The organism is Granulicella sp. WH15, assembly GCF_009914315.1.
In the GTDB taxonomy this organism is placed as follows: Bacteria; Acidobacteriota; Terriglobia; order Terriglobales; family Acidobacteriaceae; genus Edaphobacter.
Genome location: NZ_CP042596.1, coordinates 1 through 17212 on the forward strand (window position 1 = coordinate 1; position 17212 = coordinate 17212).

The window sequence follows — 17212 nt, forward strand, 5'->3', positions numbered from 1 at the left end:
ATGTCATTTGTCCCTACAGCTCAGGCTGTGTTGAACCATTGGGTCCGCATTCTCGCTGCACTCGAGAAGAAGATCAATCGGCAGTCCTTTGAGACGTGGCTTAAGCCCACGCGCTACTCTCGCACGGTCGGCACGACGCTCTTTGTGCGTATCCCCTCGGCAGAGTTCGAGCACATCGGCGACAAGTACGGCGACCTCATCGAAGAAGCTATTGAGAACCTCGGGCTCGAGATCGAGACCGTTACCTTTGAGACGCCCCAGCAGGATCCCGCCGCGCCCCGCCTGCGCGAGGATGGCGGCTTTGCGCCGCTGCCCAGCCACAGCGCCAACGCCCCGCGCAACGGCAGCTCCGCCAGCAACACCGGCCCTCTGCGCGGCAACCAGGCCACCCCGCCGCCCGCCGTCGAGCAGGCCCGCTTCGACTGGAACAGCGCCGCCCAGCTCAACCCCCGCTACCAGTTCGACACCTTCGTCATCGGCAGCGGCAACCAGTTCGCCACCGCGGCAGCCAAGGCGGTCGCCGAGCGGCCCTCGAAGGCCTACAACCCGCTCTTCCTTTACGGCGGCGCCGGTATGGGCAAGACGCACCTGCTCAATGCCATCGGAGCCGACATCAAGCGCCGGCAGCCTCACGCGCTCGTCAGCTACGTCTCGGGCGAGAAGTTCACCAACGAAATGATCAACTCGCTGCGGTACGACAAGATGACCAGCTTCCGCGACCGCTTCCGCAACGTGGACGTGCTGCTGATCGACGACATCCAGTTCCTCTCGGGCAAGGAGCGTACCCAGGAGGAGTTCTTCTACACCTTCAACACGCTGCACGAGCAGGACAAGCAGATCGTCATCGCCTCGGACCGGCCGCCCAAGGAACTGCCCGACTTTGAAGACCGTCTGCGCTCGCGCTTCGAGTGGGGACTGATCGCCGATATCCAGCCACCGGATCTCGAGACCAAGGTCGCCATCCTGCAACGCAAGGCCGAGATCGAGCAGAGCCAGGTGCCGCTCGACGTCGCCATGTTCATTGCGTCGAATGTACGGACCAACGTCCGCGAGCTTGAGGGCGCGTTGATCCGCGTCATCGCCTGGTGCTCGCATCACGGCGTCGAGTGCTCGCTCGCCGTGGCCCAGCAGTGCCTGAAGCAGTTCATCGACAGCCAGGTCCGCAAGATCACCATTGAGGCGATTCAGCGGGCTGTGGCCGAGCAGTTTGGGATGCGCGTGCCGGAGCTGAAGCAGAAGAACAACTCGCGGCAGATCGTGGTGCCGCGGCAGATTGCGATGTATCTGGCCAAGCAGATGACCGAGGCCTCGCTGCCGGAGATCGGACGCCAGTTCGGCGGTAAGCACCACACTACGGTGATGCACTCGATCGCCAAGATCGACGAACAGAGGCGCTCGGATAAGGACTTGAACCGCACGATCAATAAGCTGATGGAGACGCTGAACTAGGTTGTTTCTGAATATGAATGACAAAGGCCGCAGCCCAAAAGGTTGCGGCCTTTGCGTTGTTTACGCGCAGCGTCGAGAACCGCACGAAGTGCCGCCCGCCCGGCGCTAGGGCGCTTTTGCTGCTGTCCTTATGGCTGAGAAAAGAAAGCATACCTTGGAGTCAACCAGCAACAACACTCTTACGCCGGATATGCTGATAAATCTTCAAATATTGGACTCTTCTTAATTTGTAACAATTAATGTTTCATATAAGAACAAAAAATGTTACAAATTCAGCCCGGCTCACTAATACAGATAAACATCCGCCGCAACCACCGCTCACTCTTTAGTTGCCCTATCAGTAACTCCGCCACATCCGCCCACGAGATTCTCGTCCCACCCCGCGGCAAAGCCTCCCTATCCACTCGGTAACGCCCCTCGCAGGCTCGCTCGTCAGCATTGGCGACATTACCACCGTCCGGTCGAGCGACGAGTCCAATGCCCCGCTGACCCCAGTGTGACGATCCGACCACCCCGAACTCACCCATCGCGTCCACAATGGACGGCACTATTCGCTCGAGAACACCCGCTCACCTCAGCGACTCGGCACCCAACGCCGAGGGCTACGCGTTCTCCCCATGGATCGTGTCGTAGACCGCTCGCAATGTGAAAATGTCGCACCCGATCACGGTCGGGTGGTCCAGGTAGGGAAACTTCACAGGCCTCCGCAGCAGCGCCGTCACCTCGTATTCGGCAGCCAGGCATCGCTCCATCAACAGCAAACCCGTAGCATCCGAAGCTCCAAAGAGGGCAACCTTCATCGCGGCCATCTCCGCGTTGCCGCCTTGCCCAAATAGAGAAACAATCCAAATATCCACAGGGAGCGGTGCAAAGAGTGGAAAAATGGACACTTATATCTGGTTAAGCATTCAATGACTTGGAACCTATTCCCACTTTTTGAACAGGGTTTTCTACCCGGTTTTTAAAACACCTTGTGGATAAATAGGACATCCTGGGACACTTCCAAAGGTTTCCACCCTGCTTTACCTTCTATTCGAATCCGGTTGTCCACATTTCTAAATCGAGACACGCCATTAAGTCCTTCATTCCAAAAGGCTCTAGCCTTATATCCACATTTCAAACGCAAACGGTTAAGGCTTCTGTTCTTTATTGCCTTTTCACTGTTATTTCTTAGAAGCGTTCGCGCCCGTCCCTTTGGCATTGGTTTTGGCCGCAAAAGTAAAGTCCCCGCGCCCCACATAACCGGTATCTTTTGCACAGGCACTTGTATTACCCCAAAAAGGTCCGTGCCCACTAGAATCAAACTCATCCGGTGAATCCGCCGTTGCAAGATCCAAGTTCCTCCTGGAGAACTCCCTTTGACGACCACGACCACGACCGAGACCCCCGAGACCTCTACCTCCGCATCTGTCCCGACCGGCAACCTCGAAATCACGGTCTCCCGCGCCGAGCTGCTGCGCGAGCTGACCGCGGCCCAGTCGGTCGTCGAGCGCAAGACCACCATCCCGATCCTGTCGAACTTCCTGTTTGAGACGACGACCGAGGGTGAGGGCGGCGGTCGCCTGACCATCTCGGCCACGGATCTGGACCAGAGCCTGCGCACGAGCTGCCCGGCCAAGGTGAAGAAGGCCGGTGCCTGCACGATCCCGGCGCGCAAGCTCTTCGACTACATCAAGCTGCTGCCAGAGGGCGAGATATCCATCAAGCTGATGGACAACCACTGGGTCCAGATCCGCGCGGGCCGCTCGAACACCAAAATGGTGGGCATGGCGCGCGCCAACTTCCCCCAGATCCCCGAGTTTCCGGTCACGGGTGCTTATAAGGTTTCGGTTGCGTCGCTTAAGAACATGATCTCGAAGACCATCTTCGCCATCTCGAACGAGGAGAGCCGCTACACACTCAACGGCGCGCTGCTGGTCCTGAAGGCGGAGTCGATGGCTATGGTGGCGACCGACGGCCATCGCCTGGCGCACGTGGAGAAGCATGGCGAGGTGCTCGAGGGCATCTCCGGCGAGAAGAAGACGCTGATCCCGCGCAAGGCGCTTGCGGAGCTGTCGTCGCTGCTGGGCTCGAGCGATGCTGAGACGCTGGACTTCGCCGATGATGAGTCCACACTCTTCTTCCGCGTGGGTGGCCGTGTTCTGACCAGCCGCAAGCTCACCGGCCAGTTCCCCAACTACGAGGCCGTGCTGCCGCGCGACAACAACAAGTTCGTCATCGTCCGCTCGGAAGACCTGATGGCCTGCATCCAGCGTGTGGCGCAGTTTGCCGACGAGCGTTCGGGCGCGATCAAGATTCGTCTGGAGCAGAACGAGTTGAAGCTCTCCAGCTCCTCCACCGACTCGGGCGAGTCCGAGGACTCTATCGAGACGCCGTACAACTACGACGCGCTGGTCGTGGGCTTCAACTCGCAGTACCTGATCGACTTCCTGAAGGCCATCGGCAACACGGGAGAGGTTCGGCTGGAGTTCAAGGACGCCCAATCGGCTGGCCAGATGCGGCCTGAAGACGGCAACGAAGACGTAAAGTACCGCTACATCCTGATGCCCATGCGCATCTGACGATCTGCCATCGAGGCACTACGCCTTCGGCGTGAAACCTTAAAAAACAGCAGCAACGGCAACGGCTCTCGTTACATGCGGGGGCCGTTTGTTATTGGAGAAACACGCGCTGCGTCCAGAACCGTATGAAGTGTTCTGGAGTGAGGGCGTTTTGCTTTTGTTGCTATGGACTACCCAAATCAGTGAACGGCCTCGCCCTTGGGCATTCCCTCGCCGGGCTTGTTCTTGCTGAGCAGGAACGCCAGCAGCACCATCAGGCACGACATCCAGGCCAGCATCCGGTAGACGTCCACGTAGCCCTGCGCGGTGGCCTGCTGGTTCAGTTGCTGATAGATCATCGCCTGCCCCGCCTGTTCGCCCGCCGCGCCGCCGCCCAGATAGCCCTTGAACATCGTCACCGCCTGTTGGAAGGGCTGGCTGCCGAACTGCATGTGGTCGGCCAGTCGGTTCTGGTGGAAGAGCGAGCGGTTGGTGACCAGCGCGCCCGTCACCGCGATAAAGATGCTGCCGCCCACGTTGCGCGCGAAGTTGATGAGACCCGAGACCTGGTTCGAGGCCTCGCGCGGCAGCCCCACGTAGGCCGCGTTCGTGATCGAGATGAAGCAGAACGGGATCGGCACCATCTGCAACACGCGCAGAAACTGCGCCTGGCCGAAGCTCATATCCAGCGTCACGTGAGTGGAGACCCAGTAGTACGCGCAGGCAAAGGCCGTAAAGCCCAACGCGGCCAGATTACGCGCGGCGAACTTACCCGTCGCTATGCCTGCCAGCGGCATCACGATCACCAGCGCCACGCCGCCTGCCGTCAGGGCCATGCCCGCGTTGGTGGCGGTGTAGCCCAGCAGTTGTTGCAGGAACTGCGGCTGCAACACGGTCGCGGCGTTCAGGACGCCGCCCACCAGCATCATCAGGAAGCAGCAGATGGCGAAGTTCTTGAACTTGAAGAGCTTCAGGTTCATTAGCGGGGCCTTATGCCGCCACTCCCACCAGATCAGTCCGATCATGCCCACGACGAACATCACTCCGAAGAACCGGATGAAGCTGGAAGCGAACCAGTCATTCTCCTCGCCCTTGTCCAGCATGATCTGGAGGCCGCCCATGGCGAGGCTCAGCAGGGTGAGGCCGATGTAGTCCAGCCGCCGCAGGTTGTCGCGGTCGGCCTTGATCCAGGGCGGGTCCTGCACCAGCCGCTGCGTCAGGATCAGCGCCAGGATGCCGACCGGGATGTTGATGTAGAAGATCCAGCGCCAGGAGTAGTTATCGGTGATCCAGCCGCCCAGCGTGGGCCCGATGGAGGGCGCGAGCACGGCGACGAGGCCATACAGCGCGAAGGCCTGGCCGCGCTTCTTCTCCTCGAAGCTGTCGGCCATGATGGCCTGCGCCATGGGTTGCAGGCCGCCGCCGCCGATGCCCTGGATGACGCGGCAGATGAGCAGGATCGGCAGCGAGGGTGCGATGCCGCAGAGGAAGCTGGCAATCGTGAAGATCACGATGCAGGTCATGAAGAAGTTGCGGCGGCCGATGACCGAGGACGCCCATCCGCCCACCGGCAGAATGATGGCATTCGAGACCAGATAGCTGGTCAGGACCCAGGTTCCCTGGTCTGTGGAGGCACCCAGGTTGCCCGCGATATGCGGTAGCGCGACGTTGGCGATCGAGGTGTCGAGCACCTCCATGAACGCGGCCAGCGCGACCGTTGCGGCGATCAGCCAGGGATTCGCCTTCGGTCGCCAGTTGCTGTCATGTTCCAGATCGGCCAAGGTCTCTCCTCGGTGTCCTACGGCATGAGCTTACCTTGAAGATAACTCAAGCCATAAGACCCCGAGGATAAAAGAAGGGATGCTTGATTCCCGGGTTAAAGTCTGTCGAATCAAGTGAGAATGGCGGTTGCGGATCGTGCTCCGCCGCTGGGCGCTCCAGCTTCGGCCCGGACCTTCAGGCCCTCCAGCCACATCTGGTGCATCCGCTGCTTGCGTGTGGGCATCAGCATCTTGCCCAGACGGACGAGCCAGCCGGTCTGAGTCTCCTCGGTCAGTACGTGCGTCGTGCCGTCTTCCTGCGGGGTCAGGACCCACGCATGATAGGCGTTCAGGCCGATGCCGTGGCAGTCCCAGCCCAGCCGTGCGGGGGCCTCAAACTCCAGCACCTTGGACGTGATGCGCACGCCGAAGGTGTTCCAGCGGATGCGGCTGCGGTTGCGCAGGTTGGGGCCGGAGGTGGAGACAAAGTGGATGTGGGCCGCATTGGAGTACCAATCCGGCCAGCTTTCGGCGCGGATCAGCCACGCCCAGATCGTCTCGGGCGACGCGGCGATGGTGATCTCGTTGTGGCAGAACACGTCGGCCTTCGCCGGAAGGTAGCGTTCGGGCCAGCGAACCTGGGTTGTCTCAGTCGTTAGCAAATCGGTCCTCTGCATATCTCTTTGTCTCCTGCTTTGGACGTTGGCTGATGTGTCTTCGCCTCAAAAATGTCGGGGCAAACTTGGAATAGGGGAATAGCGATGCAAACAACGGGTCGAAAGTCCGGTTCCGTTTGAAGGGAGCTGCAGGCTGGTTTTGGAGGCGACGTTGTCTGGCTTGGTCGGTTGAGACTGGCAGGAAGTGCCACTCTGGCTGGGTAAATCATACCCCAGATCCTGCTTCGGTCAAGGCACTTCGTGCCGTTCTCGGGGTAGGATGGGCGGGATCATCCGCATAGGGCCTCCCGTTGGTCGGCAGCGAACATTGCTCATTTCGCCCCGAGAACGGTGCGAATCGCTATTGACGTAGCTCGACTACCGTTGCTCCCTGGCCTCCCTCGTTGTGGCTTGGCTCGGCGAAGGTCGCGACGTGCGGGTGAGATTTCAGGAACTCGCGCAATGTGCGCCGCAGCACTCCCATTCCCGTCCCGTGCACGATCCGCACTCGAGGCAGACCGGCCAGAAACGCCCGGTCCAGATACCGTGATACCTCATCCTCCGCCTCAGCCGCTGTGCGCCCGATCACATTAATCTCCTGGCTCAGGTAATCCGAGTCGTCCCGCGTCTGAACCGTGACCCCACCTCTGCGCCGCGCGGCCTCGAGCGGTGTTGCCACTCTCACGGTTTCGACCTCGCCGATATCGCCTCGAGCCACCCGCATCTTCATCTGTCCCATCGAGACCTCGAAGTGCGTGGCGTCGATGATCCGGTCCACACGCGCCTGCCGCCCCAGCGACTTCAGCGTCACCAGATCGCCGGGTTTGATTGGCTTAGTCTCGTTCTTCAGCGGGTTGGGCGCGGCCTTGGGATCGTTGCGGTCGGCCCCGGTGTTGTGGGCCAGAACGGTGGAGCTGAACTGCTCGGAGAACTCCCGCCGCAGCGTGGCCATGCGCAGCGCCGATCCGCGTGCGATTTTGGCCGCGACGGTTTTGTCGTCGATGGCCTTCACCGCGTCCTTCAGTTGGGCGTCGAAGTCCTCTAGCAGCGAGTTCAGCTTGGACTCCAGCTCGCGGGTGCGCTGCTTCTGCTCGTTGCGGCCCTCGGTTTCGAGCCGCTGCCGCTCCTGGGCCAGCAGCTCCTCGCGCCTCTTCAGGCTCACGCGCTCGGCGGTGGCGGCGGAGATCTGATCGTGCAACTGGTCGAGGAAGGCCCCGATGTCGGCCTGCTGGGTCGTCATCTGGGAGCGCGCCGCGGCGATGATGCCCGCGTCCATACCGAGCCGCTCGGCGATGTTGAGTCCGGCGGAGGCTCCGGGAACGCCGAGGCGCAGCTCGTAGGTGGGCGAGAGCGTCTCCTGGTTGAAGCCGACGGCGGCGTTCAGGACGCCCGCGTGGTTGGCCGCGTAGACCTTCAGCGAGGTCAGGTGGGTGGTGATGCAGGTCCACGCGCGCAGGCCGAGGAAGTGGCTGGCCACGGCGACTGCCAGAGCCGCGCCCTCTTCGGGGTCGGTGGCCGAGCCGAGCTCATCGAGCAGGACGAGCGAGCCTTCGTCGGCGCGGCGGGCGATGGCATCCACGTTGACCACGTGCGCGGAGAAGCTGGAGAGGTTGCGCTCAATGGATTGCGCGTCGCCGATGTCGGCGAAGATGCCGGTGAAGAGCGGCAGAATGGCCTCTTCGGCGGGCACGGGCAGCCCAGCCTGAGCCATCAGGGCCAGCAACCCGGCGGTCTTGAGCGTGACGGTCTTGCCGCCGGTGTTGGGGCCGGAGATGATGAGCTGGCGCGCCGTGGGTTCGAGCGCGAGAGTGAGGGGCACGGGGCGGGAGCCTTCGCTCCTCATGCGCAGCTCCAGCAGCGGATGGCGGGCGTAGCGCAGGCTCAGCGACTCGCCGAAGATGGGCCGTGTGCACTCGAGGTCCAGCGCGAACTTGGCGCGGACGAAGTGCGACTCGACCTCGGCCAGGATCTCGGTGCCGACGCCGATGGCGGGCGAATCGGCGGCCAGGGCGCGGGTCATGGCGACCAGGATGCGGTGAATCTCGGATTGCTCTTCGTCGAGCAGGCGGACCAGCTCGTTGTTTTGCTCGATGGTCTCGAGCGGCTCCACGAAGACGGTCTGGCCGGAGGACGAAGAGCCGTGGATGACGCCGGGGACGCGGCGCTTGAACTCGGCTTTGATGGGGATGACGAAGCGTTCGCCGCGCACGGTGATGACGTCGTCCTGCGTGTTTCCCTCCTCGCGCAGGGTGCGGACGGCGCGGCGCAGGCTGGCCTCGATGGCGCGGTGCTGCATCTCCATGGCGCGGCGGATACGGCGCAGCTCGGGGCTGGCGTCGTCGGAGAGCGAGCCGTCTGGCTCGATCTTGCCGCGCAGCAGCCGTAGCAGCCCGGCGAGGTCGTGGTGCAGCAGCGGAGTGGAGAGGCCGGTGATGCCGGAGCCCATCTGGCGCTGGGCGGCCTCCTGTTGCTGAGCGGTGCCGGGCATCAGGACGTTGCGCCAGGCGGCCACGCGCTCCACCACTTCGAGCAGGTCGCGGATCTCCAGCGCCTCGAGCGCGCTGCCGTCGATGCGGGCCTTGTCGAGCAGGGTCGCGGGGTCGAAGAGGCCGTGGAAGTCGAAGCTGCCGCCGCGGGCCAGGAAGCCGCGTATCTCGGCCGTGCGGGTCTGCTGGGCGTCGATCCAGCCGAGGTCGGTGGAGGGCTCGAGGGCGAGCGTCCACTCGCGGCCGAGCGGGCTGACGGCTTTACCGGCGATCTGCCGGCGCAGGCGCGGCCACTCGAGCGCGATGCTGCTGGAGTCGGCCAGTGGTGCGGGAATGTTGGGGATGAGATTCATGGTGGCGCCAAGCTCTATCGTACGTGGCGAGAGTGATGTAGGGAACAATTCCTCGGTACGCTGCGTAACGGAACTCAGCGCGCAGGCACGTCGACGCGCGTGGAGGCTTGGGATGGTCTGTTCGGGTTGCGGTACGCCTGCTGAGGCGGGCGTCAGGTTTTGTCCTCGTTGCGGGGTTTCGATCTATCGGGAGGCGACACAGCCGCCCGCCTGGATGCCGCTCACCGGGCCTTCGCCCGCTCCGCTGCCCGCGGCGCGTGGCCGGGTCGCGTGCCATCTGCAGACGCTGGGGATTCTGTGGTGCGTCTATGCGGGTTATCGCATCATGCATGGAATCTTTGGCATGTTGATGCTGCACTCGGTGCTGCTGCATGGCGATCAGTGGGGCGACGGCTGGCCGGGGAGCGGAGGGTTTCATCTGAGCTGGCTGGCTCCGCTGGTGCCGGTGTTGGGAATTCTTACGATCTTGTGGGCAGCTCTGGCGGCAGTTGCGGGCTACTCGCTGCTGGCGCGGAAGCCGTGGGGACGGACCCTGGCGCTGGTGGTGGCGGTGCTGACGCTGATTAAGATCCCTGTGGGCACGGCGCTGGGGATTTATACGCTTTGGGTGCTCGCGCCGGAGCGTTCGGAGAGGGAGTATCAGGCGCTGGTGGATTAGGGCAGGAGATTCGTTCGGCCGGACAGATTTTGTTGTTGGGGTAGGTCCGGGCTAAGGCCCGGACCTACCCCGGAAGCAACGGCAAATGCTTTTTTGCCCCGCACAGGAGAGGGCATGGCTGATGCCGTGCCCTTAGACTCGGTGGACTTTATAAGACTGGAGTGCGACTTCTGGCGATACAGCCTTGGCGCTTGTCTCGCCGTAAACTGTTTACATGGAATTTCCGACAACCCGTCTGCGGCGTCTGCGTGGCTCCGAGGCGATGCGTTCGCTGGTCCGCGAGACGCATCTTCGCCCCGACTCCCTGATATACCCCCTCTTCCTCTGCCCCGGCGAGGGCATCCGCAAGCCCATCAGCTCCATGCCCGGCTGCTTCAACCTGTCGATTGACGAGGCCCTGAAGGAGGCGCGCGAGTGCGCGGCCCTGGGGATCGGCGGGCTGCTGCTCTTCGGGATTCCGTCGGAAAAAGACGAGCAGGCCACCGGCGCGTGGAGCGATGACGGCATCGTCCAGACCGGGCTGCGGGCCTTCAAGCAGGACCGCGCGCTCGACCGCCTGCTCATCATTGCCGACGTCTGCGTCTGCGAGTACACCTCGCACGGCCACTGCGGCGTGGTGGTGCGGGACGGCGAACATTACATCGTCGACAACGACGCCAGCGTCGCGCTGCTGACCAGGTCGGCGGTCTCGCTGGCACGCGCTGGGGCCGATATCATCGCGCCCAGCGACATGATGGACGGCCGTGTCGCGGGCATCCGTGCGGCGCTCGATGCCGTCGGACGCGACCGCACGCCGATCATGAGCTACTCCGCCAAATTCGCCTCGGCGTTCTACGGCCCGTTTCGCGAGGCGGCTGGCTCGGCCCCGCAGTTCGGCGACCGGCGCAGCTACCAGATGGACGGAGCCAACCTGCGCGAGGCGATGCGCGACGTCGAGCAGGACGTGATGGAGGGTGCGGACATGATCCTGATGAAGCCCGCGATGGCGTACCTCGACGTGATCCGCGCGGCCCGCGAGCGCTGCGATCTGCCGATGGGCGCTTACCAGGTCTCGGGCGAGTACTCCATGCTGCACGCGGCGTTTCAGCGCGGCTGGCTGGAGCCGGAGCGTACCATGATGGAGTCGTTGCTCTCGATCCGGCGTGCCGGGGCGGACTTTATCGTCACCTACTTCGCCAAGGCTGCGGCGCGCGTGCTTGCGTAGTACTTCGTACCGTTCTCGGGGCGGTATGGGTAGATCAATACCCGAGGGCCTTCCGCTGGTCGGCAGCGAGCATTTCAATTTTGAACGGCGGCGATGGAGTACATTGCAGGAGATACGCTGAACTGCTGAACTGAGGTCTGGAAATGGCGCCAGGTGTGGCAAAGAGCTATGTGTTGCAATGGCGGTCGTACCGGTTGCGGCGCTCTCTGGCGCTGTTCTTTCTGTACGGACTGTTGCCGTTCTGCGTGGCCGCGGCCCTGCTGCTGAGTCCCGTGCTGGTGGCCGGGCTTGTGATGCTGCTGTGGCTGGGGGCGGCCGGGGCGGCGATCTGGTGGTCCGGGGAGTTTCGATGTCCTCGCTGCTGGCGACGGTTCGGGGCGTTGGGATCGAAGAAGAAGCTGGAGATGTGGTCGGGCGGGCTCTTCGATGAGATCTGCCACAACTGCAAGTTGAGGAAGTTTACGGACGAGGTTTAGCGGCTTGAAGGTAGCCCGCGCCTATGCTCGATCCGGCTGACTCCCCATGAACGGGGAGCCAGAGGGGGCACAACTGAGGTCGGGACCGTTTCTGACCGAGATTTTTCACATTCCGTACAGGTCCTCCTGTGCTCGATCCAGGTGGCTCTGGCTTCGGTACGACGTTCATAGAACCATGCAACCGCTTCCGGCCGACTATCTGAAAAAGGTGCTTCCGATAGTTGCCACTCTTCCTCTAATGCCCTTCCGTTCTGGCACACAGGCTCTCCATATTTGTGTCGTATAAAACGTATCGGCATGCTGATCGAACTGTTTTGAGAGAGTGCAAATTAGGACACTGCCGCATACTTGTTCTACTTCATTGTTGTTGTGGAGATGAGGGTAGCTCGCCCCGCGTGGCGGCCTGTCCGGGACCGGGTTGCGCCGACGGGCGTAAAATAAAGCGTTGGCACTTTAAAAATGCGTAGCAGATTGGAGTATTCCTTGGCAGAGAAGACGGCGGCAGAGACGATTTTCGACGTGGTCATCATCGGCGGCGGACCCGCCGGTTACACCTGCGGCATCCGCGCCGCGCAGTTCGGCCTGAAGGTCGCGTTGATCGAAAAGACCGACAAACTTGGCGGCACCTGTCTCCACTGGGGCTGCATCCCCACCAAGGCGATGCTCTTCTCGGCCGAGATCTGGGATCACCTGAAGCACGCGGGCAAGTACGGCATCGACGGCGTGGACGCGCCGCAGCTCAACTGGACGAACGTGCTGGCGCGCAAGAACGAGATCATCACCAAGCACACCAAGGGTCTCGAGTTCCTGATGAAGAAGAACAAGATCACCGTCTTCTCCGGGCACGGACGGCTCACCGGGTCGGCTCAAGGCGGCGTCCACACCATTACGGTGACCGACGAGGATAAGAGCAAGCCCAAGGACTTGCAGGGCGAGGGCTTCACCAAGCAGACCGTCACCGAGGTGAAGGCCAAGAACGTAGTGCTGGCCACCGGCTCCGATGCGCGGATGCTGCCCGGCTACACCGCCGATGAGACCATCATGACCAACCGCGAGATTCTGGCGATCGACAAGATGCCGAAGTCGCTGGTGGTGATCGGCTCGGGTGCGGTGGGCGTGGAGTTCGCCTCGGTCTTCAACAGCTTCGGCGCGGAGGTCTCGATCATCGAGGCGCTGCCCCGCATCGTGAACGCCGAGGACGAGGACATCTCCAAGGAGCTGCTGCGCTTGTACAAGAAGCGCAACATCGACGTGACCGTCGGCGCGAAGGTGGAGAAGATCGAGAAGAACGCCGAGGGCGCGCTGATTACGTACGCGGACTCGACCGGCAAGACCAAGACCAAGCAGGCCGAGAAGGTTCTGGTAGCCGTGGGACGCGCTCCGCGGACCTACGACTGCGGGCTGGACAAGGTAAAAGTCACGCCGGATCGCGGCTTCATTATGACGAACGAGTGGATGGAGACGACCGAGCCGGGCGTTTATGCCATCGGCGATATCGTCGGCGGGCTGCCGCAACTGGCGCACGTGGGAGCGATGTGCGGGCTGGTGGTGGCGTCGAAGCTGGCCGGTAAGTATGCGCGGCCGGTCAATCGCCAGCGCATTCCGGGCTGCACGTACTGCGATCCGCAGATCGGGTCGGTCGGCCTCACCGAGGCGCAGGCCAAGGAGAAGGGTTACCAGGTCAAGGTGGGCAAGTTCCCGTTCGTCGGCAACTCGAAGGCGACGATTGTGGACTCGCACGACGGCTTTGTGAAGGTGGTCTCGGATGCGAAGTACGGCGAGGTGCTGGGCGTGCACATCATCGGGCCTCAGGCGACGGAGCTGATCGCCGAGTGCGTCACGGCGATTGAGCTGGAGGCGACGGTGGAGGAGATGATGTTTACGATCCACGCGCACCCGACCCTGTCGGAGAGCCTGCTGGATGGTTTCTCGAGCGTCGAGGGCCTGGCGGTCAACGTCTAGTCGTTGTTTATTTGAGAGAGAAGAGCCGGGCCATCGCGCCCGGCTTTTTTTCTTTTCACGCGAAGATTGGTTTTTCACGCGAAGCGTCGAGCACCGCACGAAGTGCCGCCCGCCCGGCGTGAGGGTGTTGTTGCCGTTGCCTGTTTTTTTGTCATTCAGGAGCGAAGCGGAGGAATCTGCTTTTGCTGTTGTTCTTGCCTCTGGGGTAGGTCCGGGCTTTAGCCCGGACATTAAAAACCACCACCAATGCGGGCTTTAGCCCCCGAGGTATGCTTTCCTCCCTCGTGGCACTTATGCTCCGGATGTGATCCCCGTCAGTGACACCCGAAATTATCTCTGGCATCATAGGCATCCATGAAAACCGCCGACACCGCCGCCCGCCCGATCCTGACGCTGCGGCGGTACGTCGAAGAGCTTGAGTCCTCCATCACCCTTTGCCTGGCGGACCCGCAGCCCCGGGCGGCGCACCATCTGCGCACCAGCACCCGGCGGATCGAAGCCCAACTCACGCTTCTGAGCCTGCTTCCCAACCTCACCCTCCCCGAAAAAGTTGTAAACCGAGTCCGCAAGCACCTGCGCGAACTGCGTCGAGCGGCAGGTCGAGTCCGCGATCTCGACGTCCAGCTTGGCCTGCTCGACGATCCGGCATCGCTCATTGGCGGAACAGCCTCCACGCAGCTTCAGCGGCACAGCCACAAGCTGCGCAGCTTCTTCGCAGAGGAGCGCCAGCAAGAGGCCTCCGAGCTACAGTCGCTCCTCCAGCAGCTCCAGCGCAAGCTCACCCGCTCGCTCGAGCGCCTGTTCGAAGTACTGAAACCATTTGAACCCCTCACCATCCTCGCCTCGGACCTGATCGCCGCCGTCCAGTCCTGGTTCGAGCACGAGTCTTTGGCTGTGTTGCAGGGGAAGGAGTCCAACGCAGAGCGCCTGCACGACATCCGCAAATCGGCAAAGCTGGCCCGCTACATGCTGGAGTCGGCCCCCGCCTCGGCCCGCAAGGCCAGAAAGCTGGCCAGAGCCTTCGAAGAGGTGCAACAGTCCGGCGGCCGCTGGCACGACTGGCTGACGCTCTTCGCCCAGGCCGGTCAGCGCCTCGGCAAAAAATCGCCCCTGACCGGAGCTCTGATGCGGCACCGCGACACGTCGCTGGCGGGCTACCGAGCGCACCTGAAGACGATCCGGCAACTGCACCCCCGCCGCCGCACTCGCGCACGCGGGCCAAACTCCCGTAAGCTTGTATCGGTATGTTTGTTCACCTGCTCTCGCTCGGCCGCGTTCCCTACCTCGAGGCCCTCGCCATCCAGCAGCGGGTCGTCGCCGCGCGCAAGCAGAACCTGATCGCGGATACGCTGCTCCTGCTCGAGCACCCGCCCGTGCTCACCCTGGGCCGTAACTCCCGACGCGAGAACATCTTAGCCTCCGACGAGCTGCTTCAGCACAAGGGCGTCGAGTTGCACGAGATCAACCGCGGCGGCGACGTCACCTACCACGGCCCCGGCCAACTGGTCGGCTACCCCGTCATCGACCTGCGCGGCGACCTGCCCGGCAAAAAAGGCCCGCACCTCGGTCCGGTGGACTACATCCGTATGCTCGAAGAGGTGCTCATCCGCACCTGCGGCGACTTCCGCGTCCCCACGCAGCGCATCCCCGGCCGCACCGGCGTCTGGACGATAGCAGGCGGCTCCATCCAGGAAAAAAAGGTGGCGGCCCTCGGCGTCCACGTCTCCCAGGGGGTCACCTCACACGGCTTCGCCCTCAACGTCACGACCGACCTCCGCGACTTCGACTGGATCATTCCCTGCGGCATCACCGACCGCACCGTGACGTCGCTCGAGCTGGAGTCGCCGCTGGAACCCCTGCCCACTCTTGAAGATGCGCTAAACGCAACCGCACGCAACTTCGGCCGCGTCTTCGAGCGCCAGATGCTCTGGTGCGAGTCCCTCGAAGAGCTTCTAACACCGTCTATCGCCCAAGAGGTCTGATAATCGCACAACTCACGCCAATTCCAACCCCGCAGTCTTATAATCCAGTGGCGTAACTGCGTCACGCAGACAGCCTACTTGCGAGAAGGATCTTCATGCCAACTGATGTCATCATGCCCCAGATGGGCGAATCCATTACCGAAGGCACTATCACCAAGTGGCTCAAGAAGCCCGGCGACGTCGTCGAGCGCGACGAGCCTCTCTTCGAGATTTCGACCGATAAGGTCGATGCCGAGATCCCTTCGCCCGTAGCCGGTACGTTGGGTGAGATCAAGATCGCCGAAGGCACCACTGTCCAGGTCAACACAGTCGTCTGCACCATCAATGAGGCAGGTTCCGCCGCTGCCGCGCCCGCCGACCTGAAGATCGACTCCGTAACCCCGGCCGCCGAAGCCGTCGCTGCCGTTGAAGCCGCAATTCCGGCCCCCGAGGCCGCTGGAGCCGAGGTCCTGATGCCCCAGATGGGCGAGTCTATCACCGAGGGCACCATCACCAAGTGGCTCAAGAAGGTCGGCGACACCGTTCAGCGCGACGAGCCCATCTTCGAGATCTCGACCGACAAGGTCGACGCCGAGATCCCCTCGCCCATCGCGGGCACGCTCACTGAGATTAAGGTCCCCGAAGGCTCGACCGTGACCATCAACACAGTGGTCGCGATCATCGGCGGCGGCAAGTCGGCCCCCAAGGCCGCTGCTCCCGTTGCCGCACCTGCTGCGCCCGCAGCAGCCCCGGCTGCCAGCGCCTCGGCTGGCGAGCGTGGCCGCACCTCGCCTCTGGTCCGCAAGATCGCCGGTGAGAACAACGTCGACCTGAGCCAGGTTCCGGGTACCGGCGCCTCCGGCCGCATCACCAAGCAGGACATTCTCGGCCACCTCGAAGGCGGCGCAAAGCCCGCCGCCGCTGCTGCTCCGGCAGCCCCTGTCGCCGTTGCTCCGGCCCCGGCTAAGCCCGCCGCACCCGTCTCCGCCCCGGCTCCGGGCGAACTGGTCCCCATGACCAAGATGCGCTCCATCATCGCGCAGCGCATGGTCGAGTCCAAGCGGACCAGCCCGCACGTCCACACGGTCTTCAAGGTCGACATGACCCGGATCGTCCGGCTGCGCGAGAAGGAAAAGAACAAGTACGAGCAGCGCAACGGCGTCAAGCTGACCTACATGCCGTTCATCACGCGCGCTGCCGTTGCTGCCCTGCGCAAGCACCCCATCGTCAACGCCGCAGTCCAGGGCGATGCCACCCTCTACAACAAGAACATCAACATCGGCATCGCGGTCGCGCTCGACTGGGGCCTGATCGTCCCGGTCATCAAGCAGTGCGAGGAGAAGTCCTTCCTCGGCGTCGCCCGCTCCATCGTCGACCTGGCCGACCGCGCCCGCAACAAGAAGCTCGCTCCGGACGAGGTCTCGGGCGGCACCTTCACGCTCACCAATTCGGGCATCTTTGGTGAGCAGTTCGGTACCCCGATCATCAACCAGCCCCAGGCGGCGATCCTCGGGATCGGCGGCCTGAACAAGGAAGCCGAGGTCATCACCGACAAGGACGGCCAGGAGAGCATCGCGATCCGCTCGATCCAGCGCTTCACGCTGGGCTTCGACCACCGCATCGTCGACGGCGCGGACGCGGGCAAGTTCATGTCGGACTTCAAGGCCTACCTCGAGAACTGGTCCGAAGACATCGGCTAACTCTCTC

Annotated in this window: 14 protein-coding genes; 9 read left to right on the forward strand and 5 right to left on the reverse strand. The window is 62.8% G+C overall.

Annotation, left to right across the window (positions count from 1 at the left end; all coding sequences use genetic code 11):
• Complete coding sequence (gene dnaA, locus FTO74_RS00005) at positions 1-1449, forward strand: chromosomal replication initiator protein DnaA (RefSeq protein ID WP_162536302.1); 1449 nt, start codon at positions 1-3, stop codon at positions 1447-1449.
• A 602-nt stretch (positions 1450-2051) separates the two neighbouring features.
• Here dnaA and FTO74_RS00010 read toward each other — a convergent pair.
• Positions 2052-2339, reverse strand: a complete 288-nt coding sequence (locus tag FTO74_RS00010) for a hypothetical protein (protein ID WP_220399057.1) — start codon at positions 2337-2339, stop codon at positions 2052-2054.
• A gap of 273 nt (positions 2340-2612) precedes the next feature.
• Complete coding sequence (locus FTO74_RS00015) at positions 2613-2786, reverse strand: hypothetical protein (protein WP_162536304.1); 174 nt, start codon at positions 2784-2786, stop codon at positions 2613-2615.
• A 21-nt stretch (positions 2787-2807) separates the two neighbouring features.
• On the opposite strand from FTO74_RS00015, the gene dnaN reads away from it, so the two are divergent.
• Positions 2808-4010: a DNA polymerase III subunit beta gene (gene dnaN, locus FTO74_RS00020; protein WP_162536305.1), complete on the forward strand. Its 1203-nt coding sequence runs from the start codon at positions 2808-2810 to the stop codon at positions 4008-4010.
• Positions 4011-4189: 179 nt separating this feature from the next.
• Here dnaN and FTO74_RS00025 read toward each other — a convergent pair whose 3' ends face one another.
• The 3 genes from FTO74_RS00025 to FTO74_RS00035 form a co-directional block, all read right to left on the reverse strand.
• The gene (locus FTO74_RS00025) at positions 4190-5770 is read right to left on the reverse strand and encodes a DHA2 family efflux MFS transporter permease subunit (protein ID WP_255462400.1); all 1581 of its coding nucleotides are present in this window, start codon (positions 5768-5770) and stop codon (positions 4190-4192) included.
• A 110-nt stretch (positions 5771-5880) separates the two neighbouring features.
• Positions 5881-6426 (reverse strand): SRPBCC domain-containing protein, encoded by a 546-nt coding sequence (locus FTO74_RS00030; RefSeq protein WP_162536306.1) that lies wholly within the window; start codon positions 6424-6426, stop codon positions 5881-5883.
• Between the two features lie 340 nt (positions 6427-6766).
• Positions 6767-9244, reverse strand: a complete 2478-nt coding sequence (locus tag FTO74_RS00035; RefSeq protein ID WP_162536307.1) for a Smr/MutS family protein — start codon at positions 9242-9244, stop codon at positions 6767-6769.
• Positions 9245-9356: 112 nt separating this feature from the next.
• Here FTO74_RS00035 and FTO74_RS00040 point away from each other — a divergent pair, with 112 nt between their 5' ends.
• The 7 genes from FTO74_RS00040 (at position 9357) to FTO74_RS00070 (ending at position 17205) form a co-directional block, all read left to right on the forward strand.
• The gene (locus FTO74_RS00040) at positions 9357-9902 is read left to right on the forward strand and encodes a hypothetical protein (RefSeq protein WP_162536308.1); all 546 of its coding nucleotides are present in this window, start codon (positions 9357-9359) and stop codon (positions 9900-9902) included.
• Positions 9903-10116: 214 nt separating this feature from the next.
• The gene (hemB, locus tag FTO74_RS00045; protein ID WP_162536309.1) at positions 10117-11106 is read left to right on the forward strand and encodes a porphobilinogen synthase; all 990 of its coding nucleotides are present in this window, start codon (positions 10117-10119) and stop codon (positions 11104-11106) included.
• 155 nt (positions 11107-11261) lie between these two features.
• Positions 11262-11582 (forward strand): hypothetical protein, encoded by a 321-nt coding sequence (locus tag FTO74_RS00050; protein ID WP_162536310.1) that lies wholly within the window; start codon positions 11262-11264, stop codon positions 11580-11582.
• A gap of 483 nt (positions 11583-12065) precedes the next feature.
• Complete coding sequence (gene lpdA / locus FTO74_RS00055; RefSeq protein WP_255462401.1) at positions 12066-13544, forward strand: dihydrolipoyl dehydrogenase; 1479 nt, start codon at positions 12066-12068, stop codon at positions 13542-13544.
• A 354-nt stretch (positions 13545-13898) separates the two neighbouring features.
• On the forward strand, positions 13899-14882 hold the full coding sequence (locus tag FTO74_RS00060) for a CHAD domain-containing protein (RefSeq protein WP_162536312.1): 984 nt from the start codon (positions 13899-13901) through the stop codon (positions 14880-14882).
• Complete coding sequence (lipB, locus tag FTO74_RS00065; RefSeq protein WP_162536313.1) at positions 14789-15526, forward strand: lipoyl(octanoyl) transferase LipB; 738 nt, start codon at positions 14789-14791, stop codon at positions 15524-15526. Before FTO74_RS00060 ends, lipB begins: the two co-directional genes overlap by 94 nt.
• A gap of 95 nt (positions 15527-15621) precedes the next feature.
• Positions 15622-17205, forward strand: coding sequence for a 2-oxo acid dehydrogenase subunit E2 (locus FTO74_RS00070; RefSeq protein ID WP_162536314.1), 1584 nt, complete (start codon positions 15622-15624; stop codon positions 17203-17205).
• Positions 17206-17212: the final 7 nt, after the last annotated feature.